This window comes from Eubacteriaceae bacterium Marseille-Q4139, from assembly GCA_018223415.1.
Classification (GTDB): Bacteria; Bacillota; Clostridia; order Lachnospirales; family Lachnospiraceae; genus CABSIM01.
This window is the reverse complement of record JAGTTQ010000001.1, coordinates 490,653-505,541: the sequence shown is the minus strand read 5'-3', so window position 1 is coordinate 505,541 and position 14,889 is coordinate 490,653. Positions and strand designations below refer to the sequence as shown.

At 49.3% G+C, this 14,889-nt stretch carries 13 protein-coding genes, 1 tRNA gene and 2 pseudogenes; 12 read left to right on the top strand and 4 right to left on the bottom strand.

Annotated elements, in window-relative coordinates; translation table 11 throughout:
* Nucleotides 1-10: 10 nt before the first annotated feature.
* The gene (locus KE531_02450; GenBank protein MBR9952491.1) at nucleotides 11-676 is read right to left on the bottom strand and encodes a TrkA family potassium uptake protein; all 666 of its coding nucleotides are present in this window, start codon (nucleotides 674-676) and stop codon (nucleotides 11-13) included.
* 14 nt (nucleotides 677-690) lie between these two features.
* Nucleotides 691-1,995 carry a H(+)-transporting ATPase gene (locus tag KE531_02445; protein MBR9952490.1) on the bottom strand — a complete coding sequence of 435 codons (1,305 nt, stop codon included), beginning with the start codon at nucleotides 1,993-1,995 and terminating at the stop codon, nucleotides 691-693.
* A 357-nt stretch (nucleotides 1,996-2,352) separates the two neighbouring features.
* Here KE531_02445 and KE531_02440 point away from each other — a divergent pair, with 357 nt between their 5' ends.
* The 7 genes and pseudogenes from KE531_02440 to KE531_02410 all read left to right on the top strand — a co-directional run bounded on the left by KE531_02440 (nucleotide 2,353) and on the right by KE531_02410 (nucleotide 6,011).
* Nucleotides 2,353-2,820: a hypothetical protein gene (locus KE531_02440; GenBank protein ID MBR9952489.1), complete on the top strand. Its 468-nt coding sequence runs from the start codon at nucleotides 2,353-2,355 to the stop codon at nucleotides 2,818-2,820.
* A 66-nt stretch (nucleotides 2,821-2,886) separates the two neighbouring features.
* Nucleotides 2,887-3,670, top strand: a pseudogene (locus tag KE531_02435) (helix-turn-helix transcriptional regulator).
* Between the two features lie 54 nt (nucleotides 3,671-3,724).
* Nucleotides 3,725-4,159 (top strand): hypothetical protein, encoded by a 435-nt coding sequence (locus KE531_02430; GenBank protein MBR9952488.1) that lies wholly within the window; start codon nucleotides 3,725-3,727, stop codon nucleotides 4,157-4,159.
* Nucleotides 4,160-4,315: 156 nt separating this feature from the next.
* Complete coding sequence (locus KE531_02425) at nucleotides 4,316-5,059, top strand: hypothetical protein (protein ID MBR9952487.1); 744 nt, start codon at nucleotides 4,316-4,318, stop codon at nucleotides 5,057-5,059.
* Between the two features lie 201 nt (nucleotides 5,060-5,260).
* Nucleotides 5,261-5,470, top strand: a complete 210-nt coding sequence (locus KE531_02420) for an antitoxin (protein ID MBR9952486.1) — start codon at nucleotides 5,261-5,263, stop codon at nucleotides 5,468-5,470.
* Nucleotides 5,467-5,787, top strand: a pseudogene (locus KE531_02415) (DUF4258 domain-containing protein). The gene KE531_02420 and the pseudogene KE531_02415 overlap by 4 nt, the downstream one beginning before the upstream one ends.
* Complete coding sequence (locus tag KE531_02410) at nucleotides 5,784-6,011, top strand: type II toxin-antitoxin system MqsA family antitoxin (protein ID MBR9952485.1); 228 nt, start codon at nucleotides 5,784-5,786, stop codon at nucleotides 6,009-6,011. The pseudogene KE531_02415 and the gene KE531_02410 overlap by 4 nt, the downstream one beginning before the upstream one ends.
* A 142-nt stretch (nucleotides 6,012-6,153) precedes the next feature.
* Here the strand turns inward: KE531_02410 and KE531_02405 are convergent, their stop codons facing one another.
* Complete coding sequence (locus tag KE531_02405; GenBank protein ID MBR9952484.1) at nucleotides 6,154-7,344, bottom strand: IS256 family transposase; 1,191 nt, start codon at nucleotides 7,342-7,344, stop codon at nucleotides 6,154-6,156.
* Between the two features lie 362 nt (nucleotides 7,345-7,706).
* Nucleotides 7,707-7,780: transfer RNA gene (locus KE531_02400), tRNA-Pro, on the bottom strand.
* Between the two features lie 112 nt (nucleotides 7,781-7,892).
* Between KE531_02400 and KE531_02395 the strand changes: the two genes are divergently transcribed.
* The 5 genes from KE531_02395 to KE531_02375 all read left to right on the top strand — a co-directional run bounded on the left by KE531_02395 (nucleotide 7,893) and on the right by KE531_02375 (nucleotide 14,675).
* The gene (locus tag KE531_02395) at nucleotides 7,893-8,342 is read left to right on the top strand and encodes a DUF3783 domain-containing protein (protein MBR9952483.1); all 450 of its coding nucleotides are present in this window, start codon (nucleotides 7,893-7,895) and stop codon (nucleotides 8,340-8,342) included.
* A gap of 24 nt (nucleotides 8,343-8,366) precedes the next feature.
* Nucleotides 8,367-9,479, top strand: a complete 1,113-nt coding sequence (locus KE531_02390; protein ID MBR9952482.1) for an aldo/keto reductase — start codon at nucleotides 8,367-8,369, stop codon at nucleotides 9,477-9,479.
* A 69-nt stretch (nucleotides 9,480-9,548) separates the two neighbouring features.
* Nucleotides 9,549-11,060 carry a polyphosphate:AMP phosphotransferase gene (gene pap, locus KE531_02385; protein MBR9952481.1) on the top strand — a complete coding sequence of 504 codons (1,512 nt, stop codon included), beginning with the start codon at nucleotides 9,549-9,551 and terminating at the stop codon, nucleotides 11,058-11,060.
* Nucleotides 11,053-12,288 (top strand): NAD(P)/FAD-dependent oxidoreductase, encoded by a 1,236-nt coding sequence (locus KE531_02380; protein ID MBR9952480.1) that lies wholly within the window; start codon nucleotides 11,053-11,055, stop codon nucleotides 12,286-12,288. Before pap ends, KE531_02380 begins: the two co-directional genes overlap by 8 nt.
* 101 nt (nucleotides 12,289-12,389) lie before the next feature.
* Nucleotides 12,390-14,675: a GGDEF domain-containing protein gene (locus KE531_02375; protein ID MBR9952479.1), complete on the top strand. Its 2,286-nt coding sequence runs from the start codon at nucleotides 12,390-12,392 to the stop codon at nucleotides 14,673-14,675.
* Nucleotides 14,676-14,889: the final 214 nt, after the last annotated feature.

Below are 14,889 nucleotides of genomic sequence, written 5' to 3'. Positions count from 1 at the left end.
GTTCTCCTGATTATTGAATTTCTGTTTCAAAGCGTTTGATGTTTTCCACCCGGCCGATTACAACGATGATATCGCCGCGGGCAAAGCGGTAGGAGGGCAGCACTTCGATGTCTGTGGAGTGCTCCCGCTCGATGGCGATGATGTTGAGGCCGTACCGCTGGCGGATATTGGTTTCCTGCACACTCATCCCGATCATGGACGGAGGCACCGTGAGCTGCTGGATTTCCACCTCATTGTCCAGGGAAATGTAGTCGAGAAAATTGCGTGAAACGAGCTGTTTCCCGAGGCGGAGCGCCATGTCGCGCTCCGGATACACCACGTATGCGCCGATTTTTTCCAGCACGGCGCCCTGGTCGCGGCTGATGGCCTTTGCGATGACGTGGGGGACGCCAAGGCTCACCACATTGAGGGTGGTGAGGATGCTGGTGTCGATTTTTTCTCCGATGCAGACGATGACGGTATCGCAGTTCTGGATGCCGATTTCCTCCAGAGTTTCTTTTGTCAGTGTCTCGGCCACATAGGCGTATTCTGTGTATTGCCGCAGTTCGCGGACTTTTTCCTCTTTACAGTCCACCACGATGACCTCTTTGCCGGACTGGGCGAGGCTCTGGGCCAGTGCGGAGCCGAAGCGGCCGAGGCCGATGACTCCGAAGGATGTGGATGTGTTATGTTTCATAGATGAATTCTCCTTTAACCGATGGTGATGGATTCCTCCGTAAAACGTGCCGTGGGAGCCGGGCGGCATACCCACATGGAGGCGATGGTGAAGGCGCCGAGCCTTCCGATGAACATGATGAGCACCAGGATCAGCTTGCTGATATCACAGAGTCCCGGTGTGATTCCTGTGGAAAGCCCTACGGTGCCGAAGGCCGACGTTACCTCGAATATCAGCGGGAGGAAGGCGGTGTGCGGCTCCAAAATGCACAGAAGGAAGGTTCCGGCGCATACGACAAGCAGGGAGAGGAAGGCGATGAGGTATGCCTTTGAGATCCCCTCTGCCGGGATTGTCCGCCGGAAGGCGCCGAACGGCTTCTTTGTCATGAGGCTCCTTACGGACTGGATCAGGACGAAAAAGGTGCTTGTCTTGATACCGCCGCCGGTGGAACCCGGGGAGGCGCCGATGAACATGAGAAGGACCAGGGTAAACAGGCCTGCGTTTGAAAACTCCCCGATGGGATAAGTGGAAAACCCGGCTGTCCTGGCGGATACGCTGTGGAAAAAGGCGCCCATCCATGTGATGTCCTCCGTGGCTTTTAAAAGAAGCGTCCCGGCCCCAAGGAGGACGATGCTCGTCGTGATGACTACCTTGGAATGGAGGCAGAGCTTTTTAAAGGAACGGTTTTTCAGCACGTCAAGGATGACTAAAAAGCCAAGGCCGCCGAAGATAATAAGCCCGCAGGTCGTCATGTTTAAGAGGACGTCCGACTGGTAAGGAATCAGGTTCTGCATGCCGCCTAAAATGTCGAAGCCGGAGTTGTTGAAGGCGGCGATGGAGTGAAAGATGCTGATTTCAAGAGCCCTTGGAAGCGGATAGTCCCGGGAAAATACGAGAAAGCCGAGGATGGCGCCTGCAAGCTCAAAACACAGCGTCATGAACAGGACGGCTTTTACGAGCCGGATCATGCCTTTGGAGGTTTCCACATTCATGGCTTCCCTTACGAGCAGGCGGCCTTTGATGCCGACTCGTTTTCCGGCGGCCAGGATGAAGCCGACGCCCACCGAGGTGACGCCGAGACCGCCTACCTGGATTAAAAGGGCGACTACCGTCCGGCCGAACAGCGTGAAATGGTCGGCCGTGTCGATGGCGATGAGGCCGGTGACGCAGACGGCGCTTGTGGAGGTAAAAAGCGCATCGACAAAGCTTACTTCCATGCCGGGGTTAATGGATACCGGCAGCAGAAGAAGAACGGTTCCGAGCAGAATCACTGCGGCAAAGCCAAGCGTAATGATGCGGCCCGGGGGCTGTTTCGTGAGAAATGAAAAGAAACGGCTGATATGAAATTCCTCCTCTCTGATACAGGCGTTTGCGGGCTATTATACGGAAACGGACAGAGAGGGACAAGAGAACTTTTTGGAATTTAGCGAAAACTTTGCTGTTTTGACTGTTTCTGAGCCGGGGCTTCGCCGGTTCTTTCGCTGCGGCCGATTTCAGCGTGCCTTTTGCGATGGATTTCATCTCGCTTTCTGAGCTTCGCATCTGTCAGCGTGGGAGGAATGATCTGAGGGCATGCTTTCCATAACTTTGGGAAAACTCTCCATTTCCACGCTCTTGGAATGGTGGTAAAATGGAAGAAATGGAACGGTAAACTGGAATTTATAGGGCTGAAAAATTGAACTATGGAGATAGTGTAAATGTTTGAATCTGGTATGTATGAATATGGTTTGAAAACAGGCGATTTATCAGAACAAGAAATTATTAAAATTATAAAAAAAGCAAACAGTAAAATTGCCAAAGAAATCAATGATTCCCGCATTCCCAAGGGACTAAACATGATAAAATCTACTGGTCCATTTGGTTGCTCTACACCGGATGCGGAGCCACCGGAATATGACCATATATATTGTTTTAGACATAGAAACAGCACTCTCTGTTTAGAACTTTATCCTAATCGGGAGAAAAATGGCCGCGTAAAGTTTCCAGATGAGGAGATTATCTGGAATTTGTATATTTGGCTTTGGGACGGCGACTATCCCCCGAAGTTGTCAGAAGATGACCGCATTCAAGAATTTGGGAGTAGGCTAATGGAGGAATTATTTCGGACACTTCCTTGTGAGAAAGTGCTTATTAAGAGATACACTCCAGGTGAGGACAGGCTTTGATAGAACTATTTGGAATAAACTGGCAACTTCTCATTTATCGGGCAGACAAGGAGGGAGAGGGAAAGCATGGAACTATCCATACCAGAACGCCTAAAAGACTTGCGCGTTGAGCGTGGATTGACGCTGGAACAGCTTGCGGAACAGACACACCTTTCCAAGTCCGCTTTAGGCAGTTATGAGGGGGACAACTTCAAGGACATCAGCCACTATGCCCTTATCCAGTTGGCAAAGTTTTATGAAGTGTCCGTTGATTATCTGCTGTGCCGCTCTCACACAAAAAATCACCCAAACGCCGATCTTGCAGACCTGCGTTTGAGTGATGATATGATTGAACTATTGCAAAGTGGGCTGGTGGACAATTCCCTTTTGTGTAAGCTGGCAACACACCCGGATTTCCCCCGGCTCATGGCCGACCTTGAAATCTATGTGAACGGCATAGCGACAAAGCAGGTGCAGGGTGCAAACGCCATTGTGGACACTGTGAGCGCAACCATTATGAAACAGCACAATCCCGGCTTGACTGACCCGCAGTTAAGACGGCTAATCACAGCCCACATTGACGAGGAAAGTTTTTGCCGCCATGTGATACAGCAGGATATAAACAAGATAGCCCTTGACCTCCGGGAAGCCCACAAGGACGATTTTTTCAGCGTCCCGGAGGATAACTTTGAAAGATTTTTTGCAGACCGCCGAGGAAACCGCCAGCGAGGACAGCGACCCGGAACAGGCGGCTATGGCCTTTATCTGTAAGCGGCTCAAGCTGAATTACAAGAAGCTGTCCGATGAAGAAAAGAAGTGGCTGAAAAAGATTGCGGAAAAGTCCTACTTGCTGAAAAATCCAAACCCATAGCGGAGGAGAAAGTAAGAGAGCGACAAATCGGAATTTGAAAGGAGAGTTGTGACTATGATAGAACTGAGTACATTCAAAAAAATATTGGAAGAAAATGAAGAACGCCTCCCATTATTGACGCTCGATGAATTTTTCAATGGAAATACAGAGGAGGACTCCATCGCTCCAAATCAATGGGAATTTGGTCGTCCGACGATTTCTGAAATATGGGATATGCTACGGAAGATTGAGCTAATGCCCGACATAGCGTGGGTGCGTGTTGCGTTGCACGATGATACAGAAATCGTAGAAAATGATGGGATAGAAGAATTGGTTCTTGCGGGAGATACAATCGTGGTTTGCACGACTATCTCGCCTGAGAAATTAGAAAAATTAGTAAATTGTGAATGGTTATGCTCTGATGGAGTAATTGAAACGGAATTAAATATTTATTCGTGTGTACCACCAATCCCAGAAAACTTCGATTGTTTGGAGATCGTGTGGGACTAATCTGCAAATTCCCATTTATCGAGCAGACAAAGAGAGAAAGCATGGAACTATCCATACATCTGTAAGCGGCTCAAAGATTTTGGAGAAATCAGACTTGCTGAACAATCCAGCCTCACAACGGGGACGAAAATAGAATACATCATGGAGAAGATATAAATGAGATTTGGGGAGAAAGACGGAGAACAGGATAAAGGGAAAAATATTTGGATAGAACATCTCAATATTGATACAGAAAATTGGTTTCAGGTGTTTTCAGCTTGCCTGGGCAAAATGATAGCGATACAGACTGCTTGTAGTGAACAGGTGGTAAAAAAACAGGACTGGAATGTTGATTTTTCAGAGGGCATCATACTTTTTGGAAATCAAAAATATCCGCTTCAATTTATCGGAAGTGAGGCGATATCAAGCAATACATGGTTGTGGGGATGGGAAAATATCAACGGATTTTCCGAAAATATTATTCAGGTGGCCACGCACACAAGAGTAATGGGGGAACGCTGGAATTTAAAACCATTAACAACAGCAGAATTTACATTGGATGAAACATTCAATGGACATAATCTGTCCATCGTAACTTGCGGTTTAGCTGATAAATATTGTTATTATAGGGGGCCGCATTCCGACGGAGCAATTTTTGTTGCATTTTCAGGTGTTCCTGATCGTGTGTTTGCTCCCGTCGGTATTCAAAAGTTTGTATCCATAACAATGCAGTGTATTCAGCAGTTTCATATTGACCACAAAATTTTTGTTGAGAGGTTTCTCTCATGGAACAATACAAAATATGAATGGAATCATCAAACATTACTCGCTCATTTTCAGCAAGATTTGAAGATTGAGTTTGAACAGGTAAACGATTTTTTGCGTATTTGCTCTATGAACACTATTTTATCTGGAAAATAGCAAGCCAACCGTTTCGGTCAACGGCCAAGATAAATGGTGCAGATCACTTTGGAAACTCCGGACAGCAAAACAGGCTAAAGTATTCTCCATTTCTTAATAGGCAATAATATAAGTGCACACATATAAAAATATTGTACATATTTTATAGCTGTACAATTATATTAAATGTGATAAAATAATTAAAAAGAAGGCGGTGAGAAAATGCCACGCGCAAAAAGAGAGGATGGGAAAAATGCCCGGACTGTTGCTAGTAACAAATATCAGAAAAATAACTATGATAGAATAAATATACTTGCACCATTAAATTATAAAGAAAAGGTAAAAGAATATGCTGAAAAAGCTGATTTGAGCATATCAGCATATATTGTTAAAGCGATTGATGAAAAAATAGAAAGAGAGGCGGGAAAGTGATTGATATTGATGAACTAAGAAAAATAAACCAATCAGAAAATATAATATTGACAGAACACGCAAGAAATAGACTAATCGAATGAAATATTAAAATGCAGGATGTTATAAAATGTATTGAAACAGGGGAAATTATTAAACAATATGAAGATGATAAACCATTTCCAAGCTGTTTAATATTAGGTATGTCGATAAATAATAAATATTTACATGTGGTTGTAAGTATGAATGATAATTATATACACTTAATAACGGCTTATTTCCCAAATTTAGAACAATGGGAACCAGACTTTAAAACTAGAAGGGAGCGGAGAAAATGAAATGTTTTAAATGTGGCGCAATGATGGAAAAAGGTACTGCAACAAGCGTAACCGATTTAGGAAATTGCCTTGTAATCGTCAGGAATGTGCCTTGCTATAAATGCGCTGAATGCGATGAAATTTTTTATACCGGCGATGTGGTGGAGCATCTGGAAAAAATCATTGACGATGCAAAGAAGCTATTGCAGGAAATTTCAATTATTGATTATTCAAAAGCGGCATAAGAATGGTGGGTGTCCCAAAAGTCATGAAGTAACTTGAGGGGATACCCTCTTTTTCTGGAAAAAATAGAGAACAGTTATCACGCCGTTCGGTAGTGTCAAGTATTTTTCGCAAAATGGTTTGCAGGGTCTGGCATGAGTGAAGTCAGCCAGCAATGGAGGCATCTTCAAGGGCTGCCTCCAGGTGCTTCATGTTCATGTACTTCTTGTTGCCCCACTGGGTGCCGGCCACATGGCGCAGCCGGGCACAGACCAGCATAAGGGCGGAATTGCCGTCCGGGAAACTGCCCACCACACGGGTACGGCGGCGGATCTCCCGGTTGAGTCGTTCAATAACGTTATTGGTACGGATGCGAGTCCAGTGCTCGCTGGGAAAATCGCAGTAGGTCAGCGTCTCCTCAATGCCATCCTCTACCTTCTTGGCCGCCTCTTTCAGTTTCATGGAGCGCAGTTCTTCCACCACAGCTTTGGCCTTTTCCCGGGCTGCTTTCTTGCTTTCCTGGGCGTGGACCGCCTTGAGCATCTTTGCCACCAGCTTCACCTTGGAGCGAGGCGTGACCGAGAATACATTGCGGTAAAAGTGGACGGTACAGCGCTGGTACTTGGCTTCGGGGAATACTTCTCCCACGGCCTCCAGCATACCAAGGCACTTGTCTCCAACAATGAGTTTCACACCGTCCAGACCTCGGCCACGCAGCCACTGGAAGAAGCTGACCCAGCTGGACTTGTCCTCCTTCATGCCCTCGGCGGCACCCAGAACCTCACGGTATCCGTCCTCATTGACCGCAATTGCCACAAGAATGGCTACGTTTTCAAATTCGCCGCCCCAGTTACGGCGCAGATAGATCCCATCCACATAGACATACGGATATCGTCCGCCTTGCAGAGGACGGTTCCGCCAATCCTCGATGTGGACATACGCTTTCTTGTTTAACTCACTTATAGTGGAGGGAGAGACTTTGCTACCCCAGAGGGCCTCGGTAATATCCTCCACACGCCGAACGGATACGCCTGCCAGGTACATCTCAATGAGGGCTTCTTCCACGCTGCTCTCCCGGCGGCGATACCGCTCAATGATGGCGGTTTCAAAAGAGATTCCCTTGAGTTTGGGAACCTTGAGAGTGACGTCCCCGGAAGTGGTGGTGAGGTTACGGTTGTAGTGGCCGCTGCGATAGCCCTGACGCTGCTCATTGCGCTCGTACCGGGCCGCCTGGGTCAGCTTCTCCGCCTCGGCCTCCAGCAGTTCGTTGAGGGTTTCCTCTACGCTGCCTCGTACCAGTTCTTTGATTTGACCCTTGATTACTTCCTCGTTAAGCTGTACAATCTTTTCGGACATGGTTTGTTGTCTCCTTTCAGAATGGTGTGTCGTGACTTCATTCTACCAGAGGGCTGCAAACCATGTCTCTTTTTAACTACTTTTCAATTTGCGAAACTTATTGTACCTTATCCGCCGTTCTCTATTTGGGACTATTTATTTCCCGACAACCCCTTATTTGTTGTCAGCATCCCCCCGTTTCATGGTCTGCGTGTAGATCCTTGTAAACTGACCTAAATTGTGAACGAAACATATTATATCTTTGATATGTCTGATATAAACGAAAAAAAGATATCATTGAGCAGATGGAGAGAAAAGTCAGTCAAAAAAATCGGGTTCACAACATATTGAGATGTTGCAAACCCTTGTTTTTAAAGAAAAAATCGGGGCAACAGGATTTGAACCTGCGACCTCTCGGCCCCCAGCCGAGCGCGCTACCAAGCTACGCCATACCCCGGAACAAAGCTATTATAACAGAAATTTGAAAAAAATCAATGGAAAGTTGAAAAATTCCTAAAAATAAGGTATGATTAAGAAGAACAAATGTTTATGGAAGGGATGATACAGCCATGAAGGAGACAATTCTCCTGTACCATTTTTCTGATCCGGAGCGGCTTTCCAGGGTAAAGCGGGCGCTTCTGCCCCTGGGGATGCGGTTAAAGGCCGTAAAAAAGGAGGAATATCTCCAGCCCATCGGATATCTGGCCGGCGTGAAGGAGATCGAACCGGTAGAGGAGCAGTACGGCGGAGAGGAATTTGAGAAAGAGATGATGGTGATGGCCGGTCTTTCTTCTGCGCGGGTCGACGCGGTGATTCTGGGCCTTAGAAAGGCAGGAGCAGGCCGCGTGGACTATAAGGCGGTGCTGACGCCCACGAACCAGTACTGGGACTCGCTCCATCTGTACCGGGAAATCAGCAGGGAACATGCCGCCATGAGCCAGCCGGAAAGCGGACGCAGGACAGAACAGACTTCCGGGGAAGAAAACGGAGAGCCGGGGACGACTGCGAAAACTATATAAAAATAAGAGAGGGAGGAACCTTTTATGGAGTACAGAAAATTTGGCAGAACAGGAATTGAAGTGTCGGCCCTTGGCTTCGGATGCATGCGTCTTCCGATCCATGAGGATAAGACCATCAACGAGGAAAAGGCAATCGCCATGATCCGCCATGCCATTGATAACGGCGTCAACTATATTGATACGGCTTACCCCTATCATCAGGGAACAAGCGAGCTTGTTGTCGCAAAGGCATTAAAGGACGGATATCGGGAGAAAATATATCTGGCGGACAAGCTGCCGGTATGGCTTCTGGAATCGGAAGAGGATTTCGACAAGTACCTTGACGAACAGCTTTCCAAGTTGGAGACCGATCACATTGATTTCTATCTGCTTCATGCACTGAGCCGCGAGCGGTTCGAGGAAAAGGTAAAGAAATTTAATCTCACAAAGAAGTTAGACGAGGCAAAAGCCAGCGGAAAAATCCGCCATATCGGCTTCTCGTTCCATGACTCTCTGGAGCTTTTCAAGGAAATCATTGATTACTATGACGGATGGGAATTCTGCCAGATCCAGTATAACTATATAAACACCAACTACCAGGCCGGCACGGAGGGCTTAAAGTATGCAGCTTCCAAGGGACTCGGCGTCGTAGTCATGGAGCCGCTTCTCGGCGGAAAGCTTGCAAATCTTGCGCCCCATGTGGCAGAGATGTTCCCGGCAGACGGAAAGTCCCATGTGGAGTATGCCCTTGACTGGATCTGGGATCAGCCGGAGGTTAGCCTTCTCTTAAGCGGAATGACGGAGCCGGAGCAGGTGGAGGACAACCTGGTTTACGCGTCCCGCAGCCATATCGGAATGGTGACAGAGGAAGAGAGGGAAATTTATCAGAAAGCGAAGAAGATTTTCGATGAGATGGCCCTTGTAAACTGTACGAAGTGTGCATACTGCATGCCATGTCCGTTCGGCCTCAACATCCCGGAGATTTTTGCGGCCTACAACATGACGGCAAGTCACGGAATGGCTAAGGCCAAAGAGGCTTATAATGCCCTTGAGACGAAGGCAGATGCCTGCCGCGCATGCCACCACTGCGAGAAGGAATGTCCGCAGCACATTAAAATCAGCGAAATGATGCCGAAGGCAGCAAAGGCATTTGAGTAAACCGGCCATGCCCGTGCCCCCGCAGGGACACGGGCTTCTGTGCCTTCCGGTAAAAAAGGAGGAAAACCTATGCTGGAACGGATCGACCTGACATCTGAGATGGATAAGAAAGCCTACAAAAAGGCCAGGGAAGCCCTGGATATCCGCCTTGGCGCGCTCCAGAGGAAATGCAGGGAGGCGGGGATCCCCATCATGATCCTGTTCGACGGCTTTGACGCCGCAGGAAAGGGGCTCCAGATCAACCGCCTGATCCAGGCGTTAGACCCCAGGGGCTTTGACGTCTATACCGGGGACAAGGACGGGGAAGAGGAGTCCATGCGTCCGTTTTTATGGCGTTTCTGGACGAAAACGCCTGCCGCCGGGAGGATCGTAATCTTTGATACGAGCTGGTACCGGAAAGTACAGTCGGATCGGTTTGACGGAAAGACAAAGGAGAGTGAGCTGGAGGATGCCTTTTATGACATCCTGGCTTTTGAAAAACAGCTCACGGACGGCGGAACTGTTTTGATTAAGCTGTTTTTGGATATTTCAAAGAAGGAGCAGAAAAAACGGTTCCTGCGGCTGGAAGAGAGCGAAGAGACGTCCTGGCGGGTGACGAAACAGGACTGGAAGCGGAATGAGCATTACGGAAAATACCGGGAGTTCAGCGATGAAATGCTGGAAAAAACCCACGCGCCGTATGCGCCGTGGCATGTCATCGAAGCAGAGGATAAAAACTACGGCGCCATGCGGATTTTAGAGGCAGTGGCAGACTGCATGGAAGAAGCGTTAAGGGCGAAAAATGCAGGGCCGGCTCCTGTACTGTTTGACGGCCACCTGCCGCCGGACCGCTATAAAAAGGGCATCCTCTCAAAGGCGGATTTGAGCAAAAGCCTGGAACGGGAGGAGTATAAGAAGAAGCTAAGCAAGCTCCAGAAAAAGCTTTCCGTGCTCCATGGCGAGCTTTACAGGCTGAGAATCCCCGTGGTGCTTGGCTTTGAGGGCTGGGACGCGGCCGGAAAGGGCGGCGCGATCCGCAGGCTCACGAGCCATCTGGATCCAAGAGGCTATAAGGTCTGCCCGACGGCTTCGCCAAGCGGCATCGAAAAATCCCACCACTATCTCTGGCGGTTCTGGAACAATGTGCCGAAGGACGGCCACATTGCGATTTTCGACCGCACCTGGTATGGGCGCGTCATGGTGGAACGGATCGAGGGATTTTGTACGGAGGCCGAATGGCACAGGGCCTACCAGGAGATCAACGATATGGAGCTGCATCTTTCCCATGCCGGCGCGGTGATTTTAAAGTTCTGGATCCATATCGACAAAGACGAGCAGGAGCGGCGGTTCAACGACAGGATGACGAACCCGGAAAAGCAGTGGAAGATCACCGATGAGGACTGGCGGAACCGGGAAAAATGGGATCAGTATGAGGAAGCCGTCAATGAGATGCTGGAAAAGACGTCCATGGAATACGCGCCGTGGATCGTTGTGGAGGGAAATTCCAAATACTATGCCAGGGTGAAGGTGCTGGAGACGGTGGCGGAGGCCCTGGAGAAGAAAATAAAAGAAGTGGAAAAAGAAAAGAAAAAGCATGAGTAAGGTGATTATTATCGGGGGCGGCGCAGCCGGAATGGCGGCCGCCCTGGGAGTTTTGCAGTGCGGCCATGAGGCGGTGCTGTATGAAAAGAATGAAAAGCTTGGGAAAAAGCTTTATATCACAGGAAAAGGCCGATGCAACGTGACGAATGCCTGCGAGACGGAGGAACTGTTTTCCCACATGGTATCCAACGGGAAATTTCTATACAGCGCCATTTACGGCTTCACGAATTTTGATATGATGGAGCTTTTGGAAGTCGCAGGCTGTCCCTTAAAAACGGAGCGGGGCGGCCGTGTTTTCCCGGTTTCCGACAAGTCTTCGGATGTCATTGCGGCGTTAAAGCGGAAATTAGAAAAGGAAGGCGCCGAAATTCACTTAAACGAGCCGGTAGAGGAGCTGCTTTTTGAAAACGGGCGTGTCTGCGGCGTCATCTTAAAAAACGGGCACCGGAGCGTGCGTGCCGGTGCGGTGATTGCGGCCACCGGCGGGCTTTCCTATCCGGCCACCGGCTCCACCGGCGATGGCTACGGATTTGCAAAGGCGGCCGGCCACACGGTGACACCTCTTTCGCCGGCGCTCGTGCCTTTTGTCTGCGAAGAACAGGATGTGCGGGAGCTCCAGGGGCTCTCATTAAGAAATATCGAAGTGACGATGCATGACGGGAAAAAGGTGTACTGGAAGGAATTCGGCGAAATGCTGTTCACCCATTTCGGCGTCAGCGGCCCGGTTGTTTTAAGCGCCAGCAGCTATGCGGCGAAAATCATAAAGAAAAAGCCGCTTCTTCTCGACATCGACTTAAAGCCGGCCTTGTCGGAGGAACAGCTTGACGTCAGGCTTTTAAGGGATTTCGAGGAGGCAAAAAATAAGCAGTTCAAAAACGCGCTGTCCCATCTGTTCCCATCCAAGCTGATCCCTGTCATCATCGGGCGCAGCGGCATCGACCCAGAAAAGAAGGTCAACGAGATCACGGCAAAGGAGCGGCACGATCTCCTTTCGGTTACGAAAAAATTCCGCGTGACGCTGACGGGGCTTCGCGGCTACAACGAGGCGATCATCACCCAGGGCGGCGTAAACGTCCGGGAGGTGAACCCGTCCACCATGGAGTCGAAAAAGACGCCGGGGCTGTATTTCGCCGGGGAAGTGCTGGATTTGGACGGCGTGACGGGGGGATTCAATTTGCAGATCGCCTGGTCGACCGGGATGCTGGCGGGGAGATGTGCGGGGGAGTGATCCTTTCCTGCCCAATCCCAAACAGGAAGCCTTCACCATTATTTTCCCCCCAAAGCCACATCATCACACCAGGACACTCCAGAGAGGAGGACAAGATCGGAATGTTTTCCATAAAAGATTTCCGCATCAGGAAAGAAAAAAGCATCTACAAGCTCACAAATATTACATTTATTGTCTTCCTGACTATCATGCTGATTTTGGGATGTTTTTTCCTGACCGGCAAACTCAGCCGTGATATCAGTGCAGAGTCCTTTTATACCCTGCGGAGTGTGTCAACGGAAAGCTCGAAGGCGATCATGGAGATGCTCCAGAGCAGGGTGGATTATCTGAACAGTGTCTGGCTTCTTATGAATGAGGGGCCGGAGAACTTGCGGCGGGACAAGATCCGGAACCAGCAGAGCCGGAGGGACCTTTATAACTTTGAGTGGATTGGATACACGGATGTTTCCGGAATCGGGTGGAACAGCATTGGGCTGGACGTGGATCTGTCAGATAGCATTCTGTTTCGTGAAAATAAGGCAGAAAACATTTGCCTGGCCGAAATTCCGATCCAGTGGCCGGACAGCGATCAGCTCATGGGGGGGGGTATTTTGCTTGGAATCCCCGTCTATGAAGATGAAAATGTGCCTGCCGGATTCCTTTATCAGATATTCAGTTCAAAAAGCATTGCATCGCTTCTGGATGTTGGTTCATTTGACGGAGAGGCCAGGTTCTGCCTGATGGATCAGGACGGGGACATTGTGGCGGCATCGGAAAGCTGTATGTTCTCAATCGGTGATAATATTTTTGAGCGCTTACAGGAAGGCAGCGCAGACAACCGGGACTTTGCGGATCAGCTGGCGGAAGATCTGCACAATTCCAGGGCTGGCGGGGGCTATTACACGATTCTGGACGAGGGCCGGTTCAGCTACTATCTGCCCATTTCCCTGCAAAGCCATGGCTCTAAAATGTCAATCAGCATGCTCAGTGCGATCCCGGAAAACAGTGTGGAAGCGCGGGTCAACAACCTCTTTAATTCCGTGCTTCTCCTTCTGGCACTGGTGCTCTCCTATGTGACCGTTTTAATCTTCTTTTTGCTGCGTATGAAGCGCCGCCAGAAACAGGAGCTGGAGAGGCTGGCTTATCGGGATGTCCTCACGGGTGAGGCGAATTATGAGGCGTTTAAGCGGGATTTCAAACGGATGCGGAACAAAGACGGGATTCTGATTGCCTGCGATATTGTGGAATTTAAGCTGATTAACCGGTACTTTGGCGCCAGGAAAGGCGATGAAGTTATCAGGGAGCTGGGCAGGATGTTTGCCAAAAAGGATGGAACAAACAAAATTGCCGCGCGCGTGTCGGACGACCAGTTTATCTTTTTCTTTCCAGGCATAGCCGTGGAAGAAGCAGGAGCCGTGTGTCAGAAACTGAACGAACAGATCCTGGAAAAGCTCCGTATGATCTATGCGTACCAGAGCAAACCGGTATTTGGATACTGTGCATCGGACAGCAGCGTGACCATTGAACGGCTCCGCGGCCGGGTGATGTTTGCCAAAAGCCTTGCCAAAATGGAAAGAACCCTTTATCATGCCTATGATGAGCAGGCCGCCATCGAACTTACGGATACGGTTCTTCTTCTGGATGAATTTGACCGGACGCTGGAAAACAGCGGAATCGAGGCATGGTATCAGCCGAAATATGACGTCCGCAGAAAGTGCGTTGGAGGCGCCGAGGCCCTGGTGCGCTGGCGTGGAAAAGACGGCAGGGTTATTTCTCCGGGACGGTTCATTCCTCTTTTGGAAGAACGCGGAAAGATCGTGCAGCTGGATGAATATGTGTTTGAGAAGGTCTGCCTTCAGCAGAAAAAATGGCTGGAAGCAGGAATGCCCATGATCCCTGTCTCAGTCAATATATCCCGCGGCAGCCTTCTGGTGCCTGACATTGTGCACCGGTACCAGCAGATTCTGGAGCGTGCGGGCATAGGCCAGGACTGCGTCTATCTGGAGATTACCGAGGAATCGGTCGGGGCAGACGCGGTGAAGGTCATCCGGGAATTCCGGCAGGCAGGTTTCTATATGCTGATGGATGATTTCGGACGGGGAAATTCCAACCTTGCGAACCTGCGCCGGGATTTGTTCCAGGGAGTCAAGTTTGACAAGACCCTGATCGACCTGATTGACTCAGAAGAGGAAGAAACTGTCCTGCGCTCGACCATGGAGATGGTTCGGAACATGGGAATGCAGATTGTTGCAGAAGGCGTGGAAAAGCAGGAACAGGTGGATTTCTTGGAGAAGCTTGGCTGCGATGAGATTCAGGGATATTTTTATTATCGTCCCATGGAAGCGGAGGCGTTTGCACGGCTTCTGGAGACTGTGCCTTCCGCAAAGACGCATAACGGATATACATAGAATGTATTATAAAATCATGAAAAAATCGTATATAATTACCTGATACAGGCAAGGGCAAAACCGCTGAAAAGCGGTGCACAAAGCTGCTGCGGCTGGGAAAATGCAGAGTATGGCCGTCAGCCGCCAATATGCACGAAGTCCATGTATCGTTCCTGAGGAGTAAGTTTTTGGTATGTTTCAAAAAGACTGTGTCTGATGAGGAGCGATACTATGG

What these genes read in the sequence shown, in the direction of transcription:
- KE531_02450 (MBR9952491.1), bottom strand. Translation starts at nt 676, where the DNA reads ATGAAACATAACACATCCACATCCTTCGGAGTCATCGGCCTCGGCCGC.
- KE531_02395 (MBR9952483.1), top strand. Translation starts at nt 7,893, where the DNA reads ATGAAGGAGACAATTCTCCTGTACCATTTTTCTGATCCGGAGCGGCTT.
- KE531_02405 (MBR9952484.1), bottom strand. Translation starts at nt 7,344, where the DNA reads ATGTCCGAAAAGATTGTACAGCTTAACGAGGAAGTAATCAAGGGTCAA.
- KE531_02375 (MBR9952479.1), top strand. Translation starts at nt 12,390, where the DNA reads ATGTTTTCCATAAAAGATTTCCGCATCAGGAAAGAAAAAAGCATCTAC.
- KE531_02420 (MBR9952486.1), top strand. Translation starts at nt 5,261, where the DNA reads ATGCCACGCGCAAAAAGAGAGGATGGGAAAAATGCCCGGACTGTTGCT.
- KE531_02390 (MBR9952482.1), top strand. Translation starts at nt 8,367, where the DNA reads ATGGAGTACAGAAAATTTGGCAGAACAGGAATTGAAGTGTCGGCCCTT.
- KE531_02440 (MBR9952489.1), top strand. Translation starts at nt 2,353, where the DNA reads ATGTTTGAATCTGGTATGTATGAATATGGTTTGAAAACAGGCGATTTA.
- pap (MBR9952481.1), top strand. Translation starts at nt 9,549, where the DNA reads ATGCTGGAACGGATCGACCTGACATCTGAGATGGATAAGAAAGCCTAC.
- KE531_02425 (MBR9952487.1), top strand. Translation starts at nt 4,316, where the DNA reads ATGAGATTTGGGGAGAAAGACGGAGAACAGGATAAAGGGAAAAATATT.
- KE531_02380 (MBR9952480.1), top strand. Translation starts at nt 11,053, where the DNA reads ATGAGTAAGGTGATTATTATCGGGGGCGGCGCAGCCGGAATGGCGGCC.
- KE531_02410 (MBR9952485.1), top strand. Translation starts at nt 5,784, where the DNA reads ATGAAATGTTTTAAATGTGGCGCAATGATGGAAAAAGGTACTGCAACA.
- KE531_02430 (MBR9952488.1), top strand. Translation starts at nt 3,725, where the DNA reads ATGATAGAACTGAGTACATTCAAAAAAATATTGGAAGAAAATGAAGAA.